Origin of the sequence: Paraburkholderia sp. Cy-641 (assembly GCF_011752945.1) — a bacterium.
In the GTDB taxonomy this organism is placed as follows: Bacteria; Pseudomonadota; Gammaproteobacteria; order Burkholderiales; family Burkholderiaceae; genus Paraburkholderia.
In genome coordinates this window covers 68034-85008 of the sequence record NZ_VWWM01000007.1, presented here as the reverse complement: position 1 = coordinate 85008, position 16975 = coordinate 68034, and the positions used below count along the sequence as shown (strand labels likewise).

Genomic DNA, 16975 nt, shown 5'->3' with positions numbered 1-16975 from the left:
TATGATGTAGAAAGATAAGCGTGGTGCATTTTCCTCGCAATCAGGGTTGACCCTGGCGAGAGGTGGGGGCGTGGCTCGTCAGGTTGATTGCTTACTTGAGATAAAAATTAGTCCAATTCCTATAGACCGTGGGGTGGGGGCTTTCGATACTGTGGGTTCGCCCGTCGCGCCAAGGGCGTCAGCACGAAATCCGATTGACAGGAGAAAGCCAGGAATGCCCGCTAGACGCACACACAAGGTTGGCAACCATATCGTGGAGATCAATCAGCCAGGCCTCACCAGCGCCGGCAGAATCCCGACCTATGCACTCTGCTCGGCCGAGCGCTGGGGGATGCGCTTTTCTGACCTGGATCCGGAGCGCAAGGGGAAGCTTATGTTTCCGGTTGCCAGGGATTACGCGTTTGCGGTGGAGTCGCTGTTCGAGAAGATTCAGTGGGGGAATACTTTCTTTGGGAAAGGGGGGCCGGAGAAGGTGCTCAGGTGGCCGATTGACCGATCGGGACAAGACTTTCTGATTGAAGCGATAAAGCCGCTCATTACGAAGGCGATGACCGATCGACCGGAGGCTGGGGGTATGCCAGGGAAAGCGGTACCTCAGGCAATCTCCCTGGATGTAGCGCAAAGTTCAGCCTCCGAGCAGGGCTTCTTTGATTCCGCGAACTGGAGTCTGCTCCTGTATCTCAATGATCTTAAAGACCTCATTCTTATGAGCCGGTTAGCGGACGAGGATGCGGGTCAACGCTATCTGCGCTTCAGAACGCTCAAGGCATTTGTCGATACGATTTACCACGAGTCGCGACATTGCCAGCAATGGTTCTGGAGCTACGCGATGGCGCAGCAACATCCGGATAATTTCCCTGATACACGGATCGATCAGTGGCCGGGTGCTGTAGTCGCAGATAGCGATGATGGACTTGTCGCAGTTGAGCTCGCCAGAAAAACCACCATACCTGACGATCCCTTGATGCTGGCGAGTATCAAACGTATAGCCATCGCGCAGTATGTCTGGGTACTCAATCTCTGGCGTACTGGCAGGGTTAGGCCGCCAGGCTATCTGTCCAGCACGCAGTCACTGGAAAGTGAATTCGAAAAGGTCAGGGAACTGGCAGTCGATCTTCTACAGAAATCAGGTTACGGCGGCACTCCGATCATGATCGACAGCATGGTGGCCGAGCCTAACAGATGCTCAGAGGACTACCGGGGACGTCCCTGGGAAAACGATGCGTTTTACTGTGGAGATATGGCAGGTGCCTATTTCATGCAAGCCGGTCACTATGGGATTTATACGCATGCGGAAGATGAGTGCAGTGCTCCTTATGCCTTTGCTCATGAGCATCCCGATTCTTCGGGCACAGAGCAGCCCATTGCCAGTCAAGGAGAGTGACGTGCAGGACATTCCGAAACCCATGTCCGTGCAGGAGCAGGCGCAACTGTTTCCGTTCTTCGAAGCCGGGCTGGCCTGGGCAACAGGTACACTTTCATTCGACGAGATAGTCCGTCGATTCGGAAAACCGAAGAAATACGATAACCCTGGCGTTACCACAGTCGACTACACTTATTTCCTTGGGGATAACGTATCGATCAAATTCATGTTCGACAGGTTATATCCCGTAGACGGACAGCCTAGTGTCAAGACGGCCCTGATCGGTGTTGACAGTCTAACGACGACCGACATTCCGAAGGAAAGCTATGAGGCCAGGCTGAACCTGCATCGCGTGGTCAGAGGAGAGTCGATTGACGGTGTGCGTAACGAGCGAAGCTCCTACTTTTCACCTCGAGGCGTAATCATTGGGGGTGACCCCGACACTGTCGATTTTGTCTATCGTCAACTACTACCACCTGATTCCCTATACGACGTGTATGTCACAGTGACATATAAAGGAAAATACGGACACGACGGTCCCGAATTCCGAAGCCTGCAAAACCCGCGCGACCTGCGCAGTATCAAGATCACCCGCTGGTATTTAACGCCGGAGCAACTTGAGCAGCGTTACCTTGCCAAACGCCAGAAGTACGGCATGATGAACCTGCGCACCGGCATGGTGTGCCCTGAAACAGGCCTATGGGAAAGCTGGACGCAAGCCGGAATAGTTGGCAAGGCAGTGGTACGCGCTGGCGACAGGTTCAAGCCACACCTACGACTCGACATGCCGCCTGCTGAAGTGCGCTGGATGTGGGCCGGTGAGTATCGCCCGGAGCGGTTGGCTTGATCCGATCCATAAATCGCGGTGTGTCCAATTTTACTGTGGAGATATGGCCGGTTGCTATTTCATGCAAGCCGGCCATTACGGGCTTTACACGCATGCGGAAAATGAGTGCAGTGTTCCTTGTGTTTTTGTTCATGAGCATCCCGACTCTTCAAGCGCAGACCATTCTGCCTTCAGCGACGGGAAGTGACTTGCAGGACATTCCCAAACCCATGTCCGCTCGGGAACAGGAACAACTGTTGCGCTTCACAGAAATCGGCCTGCAATGGATCGCAGGGCAAATCACGTTCGATGACGTAACACGGCGCCTTGGCAAACCGCAATATCAATCGGAACAGATAGACCTGGTTAAATACGCGTATTACCAGGAAGGTGTGATGTCGATTTACTTCATCTACAACAAGCTCAAGCTAGTCGATGGAAAACCCTGTATCGATTCCTTTGCCATCAAGATCAGCGATGACATTCACACAAACATACCCTACGAACGCTTCGAAAGCCTGGGTCTGCACCGTCTGGTCCGGGGCGAATCGATAGACGGTGTACGCATCGAACAGGGAGACTTTTTCGTACCAGTCGGAGTCGCCGATGCATCAAGGTTTTACCCCGAGAATTTCTTCGGGTTCAACTATCGTCTTCCAATGCCGCCAGATTCGCTTTTTGATGTGTATGTGGGTCTCGGCTATCTGGGCGAATGGAGAGATCAGGGTGGCGGAGAGGCGAAGCTTTCGAAAGTACGAAAGGCCGTTGATTTACGTAACCTCGGCATCAGCCGTCACTATCTGACACCCGAAGAACTGGAACAACGCCACCTCGCCAAGCGCCAGAAGTACGGCATGATGGATTTGCGCACCGGCATGGCGTGTCCTGAAACAGGCCTATGGGAAAGCTGGACGCAAGCCGGAATAGTCGGCAAGGCGGTGGTACGAACTGGCGACAGGTTCAAGCCACACCTACGACTCGACATGCCACCTGCTGAAGTACGCTGGATGTGGTCCGGCGAATATCGCCCGGAACGACTGGCCTGATCCGATCCGACCATAAAAGCAGCGGGTCCAAGTCAACCCACCGCATGGCCTCGCTCCATGCGTGATATATATTCGTCTGTCGTTACCTTCTTCAACGAACGCATACCGCGCAACGCTCGCCGCGATCGACCGCGAACCTGCCAATTGCGTCGAACATGGTCCCGCGCCACCCCACACGAGTCCCCATCCGAAACCCATTCAGAGCCATACGGAAATGAAAAAAACATCACGCCGTCATTTTCTTTTGTTGAGCGTCAGCGCGGGTTCAGCGCTCGCACTGTCCCGCACCGCTTTCGCGGCCAGCCCGGCCAATATGCTGAGCGAATCCGATCCGCAAGCGAAGGCGGTCGGCTATACCGAGGACGCATCGAAAGTCGATAAGGCGAAATTCCCGAACTTCGCGGCCGGGCAATCGTGCGCGACGTGTTCGCTATTCCAGGGCAAGGCGTCGGATACGTACGGCGGCTGCACGTTGTTCGGCGACAAGCAGGTCGCGTCGCGTGGCTGGTGTAGCTCGTATTCGAACATGTAAGCGAACATGCAAGCGGGCACGATAACGCAATGACACCATGACGCAATAACGCGTCGCCCGCCTTCCTCGAACGATATCGAGCGCCCCGCCTACATCAACGCCTTCAACACCAGTTGATACGACCGGCCAATCCACACCGCCGCATCACGATGATCGCGCAAGGCATCGCCGGTATTCGGATGCAGAAACACGTCGAGCGCGCCGTGATTGAGCGTGAGCCAGCCGACCACGTCGCCGAACTGCGCCTGCGTGAACGCGAGCTGATACGACCACATCGGATGCGGGCCGACCGGCCGTTCGTGAAAGCGGCCGATCTGCAGCTTGTCGCCCCAGTGTGCCGCGATCTGCTCGCGTAACGTCCATGCGGCGTCGCGGCTTGCTGCATCGAAATAGATGTGTGCGTGCCAGCTTTCGATAGCTGACGAATCACGAAAGATCGTATCGGTGTTCATGCTGTACCTGTCTTTATCCGACATTCATTCTGCTTCGCTTTCCGCCGCGGCGCGCGGTGCGAGGCGCATGTGAAACTGGGTCTCATCCTCGCCGACGGTCTCGAAGCCGAGGCGCTCGTACAGCCGTTTCGCGCGATTGCCTTTGAGTACGTGCAATGTGACCGGCAGCGCGTCGGCCTCGGCGGCGCGCAGCACGATGCGCAGCGCCTGCCCGCCGATGCCGCGCCCTTGCAACGCCGGCGCGATCTGCAATTGTTCGACGAACCATCCGTTGTCGCTGTGATACGCCTTGAGCAGACCCGCGGGCGCGCCGTCGATGCAGATCACCTGCGCCACCTCGTAGCGATGCAGCAGGCGCGCGCGATGGGCGTCGGCGTCGGTCGGTTCGCCGGCGCGGTCGAGATGCTCGGTCATCGTGGCCTTGCGTAGCGCGAGCAGAAACGCTTCGTCGTCGGGGAGCGCGGGACGCAGGCTCAGGCTGGATCGTTCTGCTGTGAATCGGGCGGACATATCGGCAATTTTTTCGGCGCGTTCGGGCGCGTTTCGGCGCATGGAGCGCGAATAAGAATTGTCGCGCCGGCCGCGTCTTTTTACCACGCGATCATCCCGGCCTTGCCACTTTGTCATGCAACGCGGACATCCGGCGCTCGAACGAGCCGTCACGCGCGAGGCGTGCGTTCCGGCGATAGAAGATGTTTGCGGGCGGGCGCAAACGTATCACCGCGAGCGCTACAAGAAAAAATGCCCGCACGTTCCCTCCACTTACGTCTGACCAAAGTCCCGTTGTTACATCGATTCGGCAAATTAACCCGCCAATGCCCCTCGCTTCGCGCAATTGCTTCCGTATGTGCTCGCCTACACTGTTTTCCATGGAGCGACAAATCACCGAGCCCATCGACGCACTCTTCCTCTGCGTCGTGTTTGAACCGTACCGTTGATGGCCGTACGCCGTGGCAGTCGAGCGCGGCGAGCAGCAGGGCAGTGGCAGTTCGCAGTGAGCAGTTGCATGGGTAGTACGCAGTAGACGCACCGCAGTAGAGGCAGTGAACACACCGCGCAATCCACCCAGAAAAACAGGCGCGAATCAGCAGGGGGCGGCCAGGCGCAGTTAAAAACGAGGGGCCGGCTGTATGCAGTAGCAGTACCCGCGCATACGGTAGAAATTGCAGTCGCCGTAAAGTAGCGGGTTGAAGCGAATGTTTCAAACAATGTTTGACGCAGCAGTCATCGCGGTAGCAGTACACGTAGCAACAGCTTTGCAGGTTTGGTGGTTAGAAGTCGGCAGGCTCCACGCACATGTACGACGGTTCCATCCTGTCAGCCCTGTTCCTCGCGGAACAGGGTTTTTTTTCGTCATCGTGGATTGCTCGACTTGTTTCCGGCGGGTTCGAACCGATATGCGGGCATTGCATTCTGCGCTACGGTCAGGCAATGTCGGGCAACGCAGCAACGCATAGTGCGTTGCGTGGTGAACTGACGGGCGCCAGATGCGTCGGATGAGAGAGAGCGGCGTTTGCCGCCGGCGCGGGCCGGAATCGGGCCGCGCAGGAGCAGTGAGAAGGAGGATGAATCGATATGTCCAGTAAATCGCGAGTTCGCAAGCACGGCCGGTCGGCCATGTCCCCGTTATTGCGCGCGTTGACCCATAGCCGCACCGCCCACGAACCGGTCACGCAGACGATGCTGCTGCAAGCCTATGCCGCGCTCGATGCTTTCCGCCGCGGCCACGGCGCGCGCGGCTCGCATACGACACTGAGCCGGCATCTGCTGATATCGCGGGAACTGGCGCGGCTTGGTCTCGGCGAGGACGCGTTTGCCGACATCGAAAGCGCGCATGCGGCGATGGTGCGGCTCGACGCGCGCGAGCGCGAAAGCGGCCGCTGGTTGCTCGAAGACGATGACTACGCGCGCCTGTGTACCGCGCTGGCGATTTTCGACGGCCAGTTGTCGGCGGCCTCGCTGAGCGAAATCGCGAACGCGGAAGCGAAAATGATTGAACGTCTGATGCGGTCCGCGCAGGTGCATTCGCTCGCCGAAGCGGTCTGAGCGAGCGGCAACACACCGACACACAGCATACGAAAAACGAAAAACGCCCCAACGTGGGGCGTTTTTCGTATTCGGCGCGCGTGAGGCAAAAACGCGCGCAAGACAAGACACATCCAGCCCTGGTCGTCAGTCGTTGTACTGCGTAACGTCGTGGAACGCGATGCCGTCCCGTCCGCCGCCAAGATCGATGAGCCGCGAGCCGCCCGTGGCCAGCGCCGGGAACGGGCAGTTCGTGCAACTCTGTGTGCCCGATGCATCCACGCCCGCGCTGACCGTCGTCTGATATTGCCCCACCGTCGTGTTGTTCGGCTGGCCGACCGAGAAACCGTCCACGGCGTCCAGACCCGCTGTTGTCTGCGCGGTCGCCTGAATCTGCGCCGACGTGACCAGATACGCGAGATTCATCCCGTTGACGAGGCTCGACCACGTCACGCTCAGCGCGTACTGCGCGGCGGCGAGTTGCGTGCCCGGCGTGAGGAACTGCGTCGTCGCGCCGTTCATTACCAGCGACGGCCAGGCGACCGAGCCGCCGGCCGCCGCGCCGAGCGGACTGCCCGGATTGATGACCGCCGCTTGCCCGAGCTGCGCGCCGTTCTTGTCGTAGAACGTCACGGTGTAGGTCGAGTAGAGCGGCACGCTGCCCGCATCGAGCGCTTGCGCCGCGTAGTCGCCGCTCGACGCGGGCGGCGTGAAGTTCGCCGTCGACGAGAGCGATTGCCACGACCAGCGGTATAGCGAGGTGTTGCTCGCGGTCGTCGCGGGCGCAATGGGCGGCGCGCTCAGCGTGCTATCGGCAAGACCGAGCGTGCCGCTGCCCGACGCGCTGCGCGGCATCAGCCATACGGGTGCGGCAAGGCCCGGCCCCGTGACCGACGCCGAATAGACGTTCGGATTCGCGGTGGCCGGAATCGAAATGTCGAGCCCGGATTCGTAGCGGTTCACGTCGTTCAGGCGCGTATCGAGGAACGTGCGGCGCTCGATTTGCGACTTGATCGCCACCGCGAACGACGACTGATCGCCGATCAGGTCCCAGCCGAGCTGCGCGCCGTTCGCGAGCGCGACCGGCGTGGCGACTGGCTGCGCGATGCTGTAGAGCACGGCGGGCGTGCCGCTCGCCAGCGTGAGCGGCAACTGCACGAGCGCGAGCTGCTGGCCGTTGCGCGCGAAAAAGGCGAGCGTCTTCGGCGAACCGAACACCGCACCGGTCAGCACCGCGTCCGTCAGGCCGTGCGCGATCGCAAGATCGGTCGAACCGCTTTCCTTGTAGGCGGCGTCGATGGCGGGCGCGCACGACGCGTTGAGCGTGCCGCTCGCGGCACACGCGGTAAGCAGCGCCGCGAGCGGCTCCAGATAGTTCGCCGCTACCGGCGACGCGGCGAGCACTGTGCCCTGCGCGGTCTTGTTGTCGAGCGCGACGGCCGTGCCCAGTGCCGCGTTCGACACGAGCGACGAGCCGCCGTTGGCGCTCGTCACGACCGAGACCGAATCGATCACCGCATCGGCGCCCGTGTGATTCGGCGTGAACGCGGTGCCGACCGGATCGAAGCCGGCCATCTGGATGCCGTTCTGCGCGAGCAGGTTCGCGAGGATCGTGTCGAGTGTGATCGTGGCGATCTGCACGGACGGCAGCGTGACTTTCGCGAGCGCGCCGCTTGCGGCGAGATCGAGCGGGTTGCCCGAACTCGTGAGCATCGCGGCGAGCGCGGTGGTCAGCGTGGTGACGTTGGCGACGGCCGGCGCGCTGCCGGCCGGCAGCCGCGCGACGACGGATGCGAGCGGCGCGGCAAGGCCGCCCGGTGCGCTGGCGATAATGAAAAACGGCAAGGTCATACCCTTGACCGCGATGCTGTACGCACCCTGCGTGTCGGTCGTGGCGGTGGCCTGCTTGCCGGCCGCGTCGATCAGCGTGACGCTGGCGCCGACGAGCGCAGTGCCGGCCGCGACGGTGCCGCTTATCGAGGTCGCGGTCGCGGGCGGCGTGCCCGACGATCCCGAGCCGGCATCGCCGCCCCCGCCGCAGCCGCCGAGTTGGAAAAAGACAAAGGCGATGGCGGCTGCGATGCCGGTGCGCACGGTCGGTCGATGCATGAAGTCCCCTGAGGCTCGGATTGTTCGATTTGTCGCGATGCCCGTGCATGAGGCGAGGCCGCGAATCGCGGTCACGCGGTGATGCGGTTTGGCGGCGGGATGGTGAAGCGGCCGTTTTAGCGCGGGTTCGAGCGATCCCGGAGAATACTTCAAAGCGGCGTCGGCGTGTCGCGTGTGCACATGAGCTGTGCGGGCTGCTTATCAGGTTGTCGATGGGCTGCCTGCGGGTACGGGCGTACGCGTGTACGAGTGTCCGCAAAAGCCCGGCCAAACGCCCGGCGCAAACGCATGGCGCGCGGCCCCGCGCACGCCGCCGCGCGTTTGCCGCTGTCATTCTCGCTTGCTAGACTGGCTTGGCCTGTTTGCCGCCGCTGCGCGCCGTGGTATGCGCTGCGCGCGCCGGCGCTCGGCATCGACCACCGACGCTCCCTGACGACAACTGGAAACGCCATGTCCTATATGCTCCTCATCGTCGAACCCCCGAATCAACGCGCCGAACGTGGCGAAGCCGCGGGCCGCGAAGTCTACGGCCAGATGGTGCAGTTCGCCGAGGGCCTGAAGGCGCGCGGCAAGCTGCTCGCGGCCGAATCGCTGACGTCGCAGAGCGACGCCGTGCGCGTGCAGGTGCGCGACGGCCAGCCGAAGCTCGTCGACGGTCCGTTCGCCGAGGCGAAGGAAATGATCGGCGGCTTCTTTCTGCTCGACTGCGAGACGCGCGAAGAGGCATTGGCGATCGCCGAGGCCTGCCCGGCCGCCGCGTGGTGCACGGTCGAGGTCCGCCAGCTCGGGCCGTGCTTCAAGTAGCCGCACGCGCATCTTTTAAGTACTTTCCCTGGGGCCCTGTCGCGGATGTCGATCGGGCCGCGCATGGCTCGTCGTGTGAATAAGGAGCGAACCTGGACGGCCTGGGGCTTGGGGCCTGGTGTGGCCGCCGCCGGATCGCGACCGACTCAGAACATCAATCATTCATAAAAAATGGAGCAACGACGATGCGATTCATGATCCTGGTCAAGGCCACGGCCGCGAGCGAAGCGGGCGAGATGCCCGAGGCGTCGCTGATCGCCGCGATGGGCGCGTACCACGAACAGCTGGCCCAGGCCGGCGTGCTGCTCGACGCAACCGGTTTGCAGCCGAGTTCGAAAGGCTGGCGCGTGCGCTACAGCGGCGGCCAGCGCACGGTCGTCGACGGGCCGTTTGCGGAAACCAAGGAACTGATTGCCGGCTACACGCTGATCCAGGTGCGCTCGCGCGAGGAAGCGATGGAGTGGGCGCGGCGTTTTCCCGCGCCGTTCGGCGAACAGGCCGAGGGCGAGATCGAAGTGCGGCAACTGTTCGAACTCGACGACTTCGAGCCGGGCCCGGAAATAGACAACTTCCGCAAACTGGAAGAACAACGGCGCTGAAACGGCGCTGAACGCGCGAGCCTCTCCGACTACCGACTGGACGCCATCATGCACAAGCAGATCTACATCAATCTCGCGGTCGACGACCTCGAACGCTCGAAAGCGTTTTTCAGCGCGCTCGGCTTAAGCTTCGAACCGCGCTTTTCCAATGAGCAGGCCGCGTGTCTGGTTCTCGGCGAGAACATCTTCGCGATGCTGCTCGTCAAGAACATGTTCAAGGATTTCACGCACAAGCCGCTTGCCGATCCGAAGACAGGCACCGAGGTGCTCGTGTGCCTGTCGTGCGAGAGCCGCGAGGAAGTGGACGCGCTCGTCGCGAAGGCGCTGGCCGCGGGCGGCACCGCGCCGCGCGCGCCGCAAGACCACGGCTTCATGTACGGGCACGGCTTCGAGGACCCCGACGGCCATATCTGGGAACTCGCGTACATGGACCCGAACGCGCAGCCACCGGCAGCGGCTCAGGCCTAAGGCGAAGTCCGTGACGATACAGGCCACCCATCGTGCGATCGAGGCTGTTTGGCGCATCGAGGCCGCGAAGGTCATCGCGCACGTCGCGCGGATCGTGCGCGACGTCGGGCTGGCCGAGGAACTCGCGCAGGATGCGCTGGTGGCCGCGCTCGAACATTGGCCGGACGCGGGCGTGCCCGACAATCCCGGAGCCTGGCTGATGACGACCGCGAAAAACCGCGCGCTCGACCGCTTGCGCCAGGACGCGCTGCATGCGCGCAAGCGCGAGGAGCTGGGCCACGACCTCGACGCGTTCGAGGCGCACGTGGTGCCCGATTTCGTCGATGCGCTCGATGCCGCGCGCGCCGACGACATCGGCGACGATCTGCTGCGGCTCATCTTCACCGCGTGCCATCCGGTGCTCTCGACCGATGCGCGCGTCGCGCTCACGCTGCGCCTGCTCGGCGGCCTCACTACCGAGGAAATCGCGCGCGGCTTTCTCGTGCCCGAGCCGACCATCGCGCAGCGGATCGTGCGCGCGAAGCGCACGCTGTCGGCGGCACGCGTGCCGTTCGAAGTGCCGCAGGCCGACGCGCGCGCGGTGCGCCTTGCGTCGGTGCTGCAGGTGATCTATCTGATCTTCAACGAAGGCTATTCGGCCACGGCCGGCGACGACTGGATGCGTCCCGCGCTATGCGAGGAAGCGCTGCGGCTCGGCCGCGTGTTGAGCGGGCTCGTGCCCGGCGAAAGCGAGGTACATGGCCTCGTCGCGCTGATGGAGATTCAGGCCTCGCGCATGCGCGCGCGCACCGATGCGCAGGGGCGTCCCGTGCTGCTGCTCGATCAGGATCGCAGCCGCTGGGACCCGCTGCTGATCCGCCGCGGACTCGCTGCGCTGGAGAACGCGCATGCGCTCGGCGGCGCGAGCGGGCCGTACGCGTTGCAGGCCGCGCTCGCCGCGTGTCATGCGCGCGCGCGGCGCGCCGACGAGACCGACTGGGCGCGGATCGTCGCGCTCTACGATGCGTTGGCGCAGGTTGCGCCGTCGCCGGTGGTCGAGTTGAACCGCGCGGTGGCGGTGGGGATGGCGTTCGGCGCGGCGGCCGGCCTCGAGATTGCCGATGCGCTCGCCGCCGATGCGGCGCTCGCGAATTATCACTGGCTGCCGAGCGTGCGCGCCGATCTGCTCGTCAAGCTCGGCCGCATCGACGAAGCGCGCGCCGAGTTCGAGCGCGCGGCCGCGATGACGCGCAATGCGCGCGAGCGTGAGTTGCTGCTCGACCGTGCGCGCGGGCTGGCGAATTGAAGCTTATTTGACGCTCATGTATTGAAGCGCGCGCCGCTGCAAGGCAGCTTGCTTCGCGCTTACCGCGCAACGTACGTTGCCGCAAATACGGCAACCCGTACCGCAACAAGCGTGCTAAGTGTGCCGGCCTCAACGCATCAATTGCCGCCTGTTCTCCGAGGCGACGCTTTGCTGGTCGTCGCCGGGCGGCGCGCGGGTCCGCTGGCCTCAATCTTAGCGTGTGACGACCGGCGTGCGCTGTCGCTTCAATGCAGACCCGACGCGAGCCACGTCCGCACGAGCGGAAGCAGATGTTCGCCACCGAGCATGCCGAGCAGTCCGACGAGCGCGACGGTCGGCGGCGCGGGCGATTTCACGTCGAGCACGCTGTAGAGCAGCCCGACCAGCACACCGGCGGCGAGCGAGATCAAATACGCTTTCATGGTTCGGGTACCTATGCGAAGGTTGGCGGGGGCGAGCGGTTCGTCAGTGCTCGTTCATGCGAATCACGACGCGGCCGCGCGTGCCGCTTGCGACCGCTTCATACGCTTCGCGCGCGCGTTCGAGCGGGAATTCCTGCGCGATGGCGGGAGCGCTCAGCTTGCCGTTTTCGAAGCCTTCGACGAGCGCCGTCATCAGCGGCGCCGATTCCGCGACGCCGAGCTTCGCGCTGTCCACACCGAGCAATTGTGTCTCGTTGTGATAGAAATCGATCAGATCGAATTCGACTCGGCGCTTGCCCGTGCCGCTGATTTCGAGCACGCGGCCGCGCCGTTTCGCGAGACTCAGCGCGGTTTCGAACGCGACGCCGCCAACCGTGTCGTAGACCACGTCTGCGCCCGCGCCGCCGGTCAGTTCGCACAGGCGTTCGGTGGCGCGTTCGTCGAACGGCACGTAGGCGTCGATGAGGCGGCCAGCTGGCGTGTTCGCATCGAGCGGACGACGGTCGAGCGCGATCACGCGCGCGCCGCGTGCCTTCGCAATCTGCACGACCGCACCGCCGACGCCGCCGCCCGCGCCGATCACGGCAATCGTTTCGCCGGCCTGCACGCGCGCGTATTCGACGGTGCCGAGCCACGCGACCACGAAGTTCACGCCGATCGCCGCCGCTTGCGCGTGACTCAGCGTGGCAGGCTTGCGCGACAACGCCGCGAGCGGCACCTCGATGAACTCGGCATGCGTGCCGTCGCGCGTGAAGCCGATGTCGCCGCCGGTGCCCCACACCTCGGCGCCGAGCCAGTCCTGCGGGCCATCCACGACCACGCCGCTGAAGTCGCGACCGGGTATGCGCGGCAGGGCCGTGTGTTCGAAGTGTCCCGACACGTTCTTTACGTCGCTCGGATTGACCGAGGCCGCCATGGCACGCACGACCGCGTGCTGCGCATCGGCCTGCGGCGTCGGCAGATCGACGTATTCGAGCACTTCAGGGTTGCCAAAGGATTTGAACTGGATCGCTTTCATCGTGCGTTGCTCCGGTTGTTTGCGCTGCGTCGTGCAGCGAATGGAGCCTAGTCTAAGTGACGCAGGCAAAGGCATCAGGACAAGGGTTTTCGAATTTCGGACAAGACGCGGGTTGGCGCAGCCGGGTCCGGCTAACCGGTTATCGGGGCAAAGCGATGTCCGCTAAATGACCGTTGTTCAAAACACTCAATAACAACACCTGAAATCTTGGCGAAAGCTTCCCACCCTAGAATCGCGAGTCATCAAAAGGTACTTAAAAAACGCGGTATTCAGGGCGCACGGGGAAAAAAATGAACTTGGCGAAAGGCCTCTTCTTATCCGCACTTGGCTTGCTGACGAGCAGCGCCTATGCGCAGAGCAGCGTCGCACTCTACGGCTCCATCGACGAAGGGCTCGAATACGTCAGCAACATCGGAGGCCACTCCGCCTACGCTTTGGTGAGCGGCACCCAGCAACTCGGCAATCGCTGGGGACTGAAAGGAAGAGAGGACCTCGGCGGCGGTCTCAGCGCGGTCTTTCAACTCGAAAACGGTTTCAGCATCAACAACGGCAGCGCATTGCCGAACGGACAATTGTTCGGCCGTCAGGCCTATCTCGGCCTCGCGTCGAACCGCTTCGGCACGCTGACGTTCGGGCGGCAATACGATTCGATCGTCGACTACGTCTCGCCGCTCACCGCCGCGGGCGCTTGGGGCGGCACGCTGTTCTCGCATCCGTTCGATGCCGACAACGTCAACGAATCGTTCCGTATCAACAATGCGGTGAAATACAGCAGCGCCGATTACGCGGGATTGCAGTTCGGCGGCCTGTATGGATTCAGTAATCAGGCAGGCGCCTTCGCCGACAACCGCGCCTGGAGCCTCGGCGCGCGCTATCTGAACGGGCCGCTGTCGGTTGCCGCCGCGTATCTGGACATCGATGGCGCGAGTGCCAACTCGAGCGGCGCCGTCGTCGGTTCGCCGTATCTGTCGGCGGAGCAGCGCGTCGCGGGCGTCGGCGCGAACTATTCGATCGGACCCGCGGTGCTCGGCCTCGTGTACACGCACACCGATATCGTCGATCGTCCGACCGTGCCTGCCAGCACCGTGAAGTTCGACAACTTCGAATTCAACGCGAAGTACAACATCACGGCCGCATGGTATGTCGCCGCGATGTATCTTTACACCGACGAGTCGATTTCCTATTTGGGCGTCCGCAATTCGCCGCACCGCAATCAGTTTGGCCTGATGGCCGACTATCGGCTCTCGAAGCGTACCGACCTGTACGCGCAGGGCGTCTATCAGAAAGCCTCGGGGCACGACGTGTTCGCGGCGATCGGCGACAATGCCGAATCGTCGTCGAAGAACCAGGCGGTGGCGCGCGTCGGTATTCGCACGTCGTTCTAACTTTTTGGCGTAGTCGGCGTAGTTATAGAAAAAGCCTGCAATCCTCACCGGGTTGCAGGCTTTTTCATTTCATCACGACACCTTGCTCACGCACCGGACTCGCCAGGGCGATGCTTGAAGTGGTCCGCCAACAGCCGTACATTATGCTCACTCGCAAGCGGACTCTTTGGGAGTACTGGGAATGAACCGTCAACATGTTACGTTGGACCAGATCAACATCGTAAGCGGCGATGTTGAAGCGTCGATCGCGTTTTATCGTCGGCTGGGTGTCGATATCCCGGAGCAGCGCGTTTGGCGCACTGCAAGCGGGGCTCATCACGTTGGCGTTGGAGAGGGCGGGAATGCGGCAATCGATTTCGATCTCGACAGTGTGGGCTTTGCCCGGATCTGGAATAGCGGTTGGCAGGGGCGCCAGGATCTCCGCGGCAAAGTCGTTGTCGGCTTCAAGCTCCCATCGCGCGATGCGGTCGACACCACGTATGCCGATCTGACCAGCGCCGGTTACACCGGACTTCAGGCACCTTATGACGCATTCTGGGGGGCGCGATATGCCGTCGTCGAAGACCCTGATGGGGTTGCCGTTGGCCTGATGAGCACGCCCGTTGCGGAACTACGCTCCGCGCCGCCGGAAGTCTGATTTCGCGCGCCGCTCAGGTGCGATGTCCCATCAACGCCAGCAGTAGCGACAACGTCACCACCGAGCCCACCGTCGAAAGCAGAATCGTGCGCGACGTGATGTGCGCTTCACGTTCGTAGAACTCCGCGAGCATGAACGGCCCGGTGCCGGTCGGCAAGGCGGCGAGCACGACCGCCATTTCGACCAGCATCGGCGGGAGCTCGAACACGCGCGCCGCGAGCCACCACGTCAGCGCGGGCTGGCCGATCAGCTTGGCGCCGGTCAGCCACAGCGAGACGCTGCCTGCGCCGGCGTCGGACGGACGTTTTTCGGCGAGAAAGAGGCCGAGGCTCACGAGCGCGCACGGGCTCGCCGCGCCGGCGAGCAGCTTCAGGAACGTGTCCGCGCTCGCGGGCATTGCGATGTGCAGGCTCGCGAACAGCACGCCGGCGATCGGCGAGACGATCAGCGGATTGCGCGCGAGCGAGCGCAGCACCTTGAGGCCGAGCTTGTGCGGCGTGCGCTCGGTTTGCAGGCCGATTTCGATCAGCACGATCGCGAACGCAAACAGCACGCACGCGACGAGGATCGTCGCGATCGTGGTCGGCGTGAGGCTCGCCTGGCCGAACGCGATCACGCCGAGTGGAAAGCCGATATAGCCGGTGTTCGGATACGAGGCCGCAATTGCGTCGACACTCGCGTCGGCGAGGTGCCGGCCCTTCAGCAGGCGTATCGCGAGGATCAGCACGAACACGGCCACGCAGGCAATCGAAAACGTCGCGACGAAGGCCGGCTGATAAAGCTGCTGCCAGGTCGCGTGCGCCATCGTGTTGAAGAGCAGCGCCGGCAGCGCGAGCCACACCACGAATCGATTCAGTTCGGAAGCGGAGTGCGGTCCGAGCACGCCGCGCCGGCGGCACGCGAAGCCCGCGAAAATCAGGCCGAAAACGGGAAGCAGAATCTCGAGAGTGGCTAACATCGGTGTAAAAAATCGTGCGAAAAGTGCCGGGCGAGCGACGGTGAATGGGTACGGCGAATGGGGCGATCCGCCAGCGTAGTGGTTTACGTTGATACAATCCAATACTGTTTTCGAGCTTCAGCAATACCTTTTCTGCATCGTTAATCCGCGAGGGTATCGTGATCGACATCAAGCCGTTGCGCTACTTCGTGACGCTCGCCGAAACGCGTCATTTCGGCCGTGCCGCGGCGCGTCTGAATCTGTCGCAACCGCCGTTGAGCCGGCAACTCGCGGCGCTGGAGGCGAGCCTCGGCGTGAAGCTGATCGAGCGCAACCCGCGCAGCGTCACGTTGACTGCTGCCGGCGAGCGCTTTTATGCCGACGCGCTCGCGATTCTCGCCTCGGTGGAGCAGGCGGTTAGCAATGCCCAGGCCGCCGCGCACGGCGAGGCCGGCAAGCTCGCGATCGGCTTCACGATGTGCTCGGCGTATAGCGTCGTGCCTGGCTACGCGCGCACGTTCGGCGCCGCGTATCCCGAGGTCGAGTTGAAGCTGCGCGAAGTGGTGTCGAACGACCTGGCCGAGCAACTGCACGCCGGTCAGATCGATGCGGCGATCATGTTTCCGAACGTGCCCGACAAGGGACTCGAAACGCGCACGATTCTCAGCGAGCCGCTGTGCGTGGCGCTTGCGCGCAGCCATCCGCGGGCGCGCGCGCGGCGCCTGAAGATCGGGCAACTGGCGGGCGAGCCGTTCGTGCTCGCGTCGGAAGAAGTCGCGCCGAGTCTGCGCGCGACGATTCTCGACCATTGCCGCTCGGGCGGCTTCGAGCCGGACATCCGCTTCGAGGTGCAGTTGCAGCAGACGGTGCTGAGCCTCGTCGACGAAGGCGTGGGCGTCGCGCTCGTGCCTTCGTCGATGCGCAAGGCGCAGTTGGCTGGCGTGGTGTTCAGGCCGCTCGTCGATGCGCCGTTGATCGAGCAGGTGCTCGCGTGGTCGCCGGCGAATCGTAATCCGTGTCTGGTGAGGTTTCTGGAGATGGCGTGAGGAGGGCGAGCTTTCTGCAAA

At 62.6% G+C, this 16975-nt stretch carries 18 protein-coding genes; 12 read left to right on the top strand and 6 right to left on the bottom strand.

Going from position 1 to position 16975, the window contains the following annotated elements:
* Nucleotides 1-253 precede the first annotated feature (253 nt).
* The 4 genes from F3J20_RS05885 (at nucleotide 254) to F3J20_RS05870 (ending at nucleotide 3767) form a co-directional block, all read left to right on the top strand.
* On the top strand, nucleotides 254-1384 hold the full coding sequence (locus tag F3J20_RS05885; RefSeq protein ID WP_167282431.1) for a hypothetical protein: 1131 nt from the start codon (nucleotides 254-256) through the stop codon (nucleotides 1382-1384).
* Nucleotide 1385: 1 nt separating this feature from the next.
* On the top strand, nucleotides 1386-2210 hold the full coding sequence (locus F3J20_RS05880) for a hypothetical protein (RefSeq protein ID WP_167282429.1): 825 nt from the start codon (nucleotides 1386-1388) through the stop codon (nucleotides 2208-2210).
* Between the two features lie 101 nt (nucleotides 2211-2311).
* Nucleotides 2312-3235 (top strand): hypothetical protein, encoded by a 924-nt coding sequence (locus F3J20_RS05875; RefSeq protein ID WP_167282427.1) that lies wholly within the window; start codon nucleotides 2312-2314, stop codon nucleotides 3233-3235.
* Between the two features lie 214 nt (nucleotides 3236-3449).
* Complete coding sequence (locus F3J20_RS05870) at nucleotides 3450-3767, top strand: high-potential iron-sulfur protein (RefSeq protein WP_167038756.1); 318 nt, start codon at nucleotides 3450-3452, stop codon at nucleotides 3765-3767.
* An 89-nt stretch (nucleotides 3768-3856) separates the two neighbouring features.
* Here the strand turns inward: F3J20_RS05870 and F3J20_RS05865 are convergent, their stop codons facing one another.
* Complete coding sequence (locus F3J20_RS05865; protein ID WP_167282426.1) at nucleotides 3857-4219, bottom strand: DOPA 4,5-dioxygenase family protein; 363 nt, start codon at nucleotides 4217-4219, stop codon at nucleotides 3857-3859.
* A 24-nt stretch (nucleotides 4220-4243) separates the two neighbouring features.
* Complete coding sequence (locus tag F3J20_RS05860) at nucleotides 4244-4729, bottom strand: GNAT family N-acetyltransferase (protein ID WP_167282425.1); 486 nt, start codon at nucleotides 4727-4729, stop codon at nucleotides 4244-4246.
* A gap of 1065 nt (nucleotides 4730-5794) precedes the next feature.
* Here F3J20_RS05860 and F3J20_RS05855 point away from each other — a divergent pair.
* Nucleotides 5795-6265, top strand: a complete 471-nt coding sequence (locus F3J20_RS05855; protein ID WP_167282423.1) for a hypothetical protein — start codon at nucleotides 5795-5797, stop codon at nucleotides 6263-6265.
* A gap of 126 nt (nucleotides 6266-6391) precedes the next feature.
* Here F3J20_RS05855 and F3J20_RS05850 read toward each other — a convergent pair whose 3' ends face one another.
* Nucleotides 6392-8353: a carboxypeptidase-like regulatory domain-containing protein gene (locus F3J20_RS05850; protein ID WP_167282421.1), complete on the bottom strand. Its 1962-nt coding sequence runs from the start codon at nucleotides 8351-8353 to the stop codon at nucleotides 6392-6394.
* 450 nt (nucleotides 8354-8803) lie between these two features.
* Between F3J20_RS05850 and F3J20_RS05845 the strand changes: the two genes are divergently transcribed.
* The 4 genes from F3J20_RS05845 to F3J20_RS05830 all read left to right on the top strand — a co-directional run bounded on the left by F3J20_RS05845 (nucleotide 8804) and on the right by F3J20_RS05830 (nucleotide 11509).
* Entirely contained in the window at nucleotides 8804-9157 is a 354-nt protein-coding gene (locus F3J20_RS05845) for a YciI family protein (RefSeq protein WP_167038746.1), read from the top strand.
* A gap of 185 nt (nucleotides 9158-9342) precedes the next feature.
* A complete protein-coding gene (locus tag F3J20_RS05840) occupies nucleotides 9343-9756 on the top strand; it encodes a YciI family protein (protein WP_167282420.1) in 414 nt (137 codons plus the stop codon).
* Between the two features lie 48 nt (nucleotides 9757-9804).
* Entirely contained in the window at nucleotides 9805-10224 is a 420-nt protein-coding gene (locus F3J20_RS05835; RefSeq protein WP_167282419.1) for a VOC family protein, read from the top strand.
* Between the two features lie 10 nt (nucleotides 10225-10234).
* A complete protein-coding gene (locus F3J20_RS05830) occupies nucleotides 10235-11509 on the top strand; it encodes an RNA polymerase sigma factor (protein ID WP_167282417.1) in 1275 nt (424 codons plus the stop codon).
* 245 nt (nucleotides 11510-11754) lie between these two features.
* On the opposite strand, the gene F3J20_RS05825 is transcribed toward F3J20_RS05830, so the two are convergent.
* Nucleotides 11755-11931 carry a DUF1427 family protein gene (locus F3J20_RS05825; protein ID WP_167038738.1) on the bottom strand — a complete coding sequence of 59 codons (177 nt, stop codon included), beginning with the start codon at nucleotides 11929-11931 and terminating at the stop codon, nucleotides 11755-11757.
* A gap of 43 nt (nucleotides 11932-11974) precedes the next feature.
* Nucleotides 11975-12949 carry a zinc-binding alcohol dehydrogenase family protein gene (locus tag F3J20_RS05820; protein WP_167038736.1) on the bottom strand — a complete coding sequence of 325 codons (975 nt, stop codon included), beginning with the start codon at nucleotides 12947-12949 and terminating at the stop codon, nucleotides 11975-11977.
* A gap of 290 nt (nucleotides 12950-13239) precedes the next feature.
* Between F3J20_RS05820 and F3J20_RS05815 the strand changes: the two genes are divergently transcribed.
* Both F3J20_RS05815 and F3J20_RS05810 read left to right on the top strand, forming a co-directional pair.
* Nucleotides 13240-14334 carry a porin gene (locus F3J20_RS05815; protein ID WP_167282415.1) on the top strand — a complete coding sequence of 365 codons (1095 nt, stop codon included), beginning with the start codon at nucleotides 13240-13242 and terminating at the stop codon, nucleotides 14332-14334.
* Between the two features lie 181 nt (nucleotides 14335-14515).
* Nucleotides 14516-14971 (top strand): VOC family protein, encoded by a 456-nt coding sequence (locus F3J20_RS05810; RefSeq protein WP_167282413.1) that lies wholly within the window; start codon nucleotides 14516-14518, stop codon nucleotides 14969-14971.
* A 13-nt stretch (nucleotides 14972-14984) separates the two neighbouring features.
* Here F3J20_RS05810 and F3J20_RS05805 read toward each other — a convergent pair whose 3' ends face one another.
* Nucleotides 14985-15929, bottom strand: a complete 945-nt coding sequence (locus tag F3J20_RS05805) for an AEC family transporter (RefSeq protein ID WP_167038730.1) — start codon at nucleotides 15927-15929, stop codon at nucleotides 14985-14987.
* Between the two features lie 158 nt (nucleotides 15930-16087).
* Between F3J20_RS05805 and F3J20_RS05800 the strand changes: the two genes are divergently transcribed.
* A complete protein-coding gene (locus tag F3J20_RS05800) occupies nucleotides 16088-16954 on the top strand; it encodes a LysR family transcriptional regulator (RefSeq protein ID WP_167038728.1) in 867 nt (288 codons plus the stop codon).
* Nucleotides 16955-16975: the final 21 nt, after the last annotated feature.

Excerpts from the sequence above, each read along its gene's own strand:
- F3J20_RS05875 (WP_167282427.1), top strand. The coding sequence starts at position 2,312 with ATGAGTGCAGTGTTCCTTGTGTTTTTGTTCATGAGCATCCCGACTCTT.
- F3J20_RS05870 (WP_167038756.1), top strand. The coding sequence starts at position 3,450 with ATGAAAAAAACATCACGCCGTCATTTTCTTTTGTTGAGCGTCAGCGCG.
- F3J20_RS05865 (WP_167282426.1), bottom strand. The coding sequence starts at position 4,219 with ATGAACACCGATACGATCTTTCGTGATTCGTCAGCTATCGAAAGCTGG.
- F3J20_RS05860 (WP_167282425.1), bottom strand. The coding sequence starts at position 4,729 with ATGTCCGCCCGATTCACAGCAGAACGATCCAGCCTGAGCCTGCGTCCC.
- F3J20_RS05855 (WP_167282423.1), top strand. The coding sequence starts at position 5,795 with ATGTCCAGTAAATCGCGAGTTCGCAAGCACGGCCGGTCGGCCATGTCC.
- F3J20_RS05850 (WP_167282421.1), bottom strand. The coding sequence starts at position 8,353 with ATGCATCGACCGACCGTGCGCACCGGCATCGCAGCCGCCATCGCCTTT.
- F3J20_RS05845 (WP_167038746.1), top strand. The coding sequence starts at position 8,804 with ATGTCCTATATGCTCCTCATCGTCGAACCCCCGAATCAACGCGCCGAA.
- F3J20_RS05840 (WP_167282420.1), top strand. The coding sequence starts at position 9,343 with ATGCGATTCATGATCCTGGTCAAGGCCACGGCCGCGAGCGAAGCGGGC.
- F3J20_RS05835 (WP_167282419.1), top strand. The coding sequence starts at position 9,805 with ATGCACAAGCAGATCTACATCAATCTCGCGGTCGACGACCTCGAACGC.
- F3J20_RS05825 (WP_167038738.1), bottom strand. The coding sequence starts at position 11,931 with ATGAAAGCGTATTTGATCTCGCTCGCCGCCGGTGTGCTGGTCGGGCTG.
- F3J20_RS05820 (WP_167038736.1), bottom strand. The coding sequence starts at position 12,949 with ATGAAAGCGATCCAGTTCAAATCCTTTGGCAACCCTGAAGTGCTCGAA.
- F3J20_RS05815 (WP_167282415.1), top strand. The coding sequence starts at position 13,240 with ATGAACTTGGCGAAAGGCCTCTTCTTATCCGCACTTGGCTTGCTGACG.
- F3J20_RS05810 (WP_167282413.1), top strand. The coding sequence starts at position 14,516 with ATGAACCGTCAACATGTTACGTTGGACCAGATCAACATCGTAAGCGGC.
- F3J20_RS05805 (WP_167038730.1), bottom strand. The coding sequence starts at position 15,929 with ATGTTAGCCACTCTCGAGATTCTGCTTCCCGTTTTCGGCCTGATTTTC.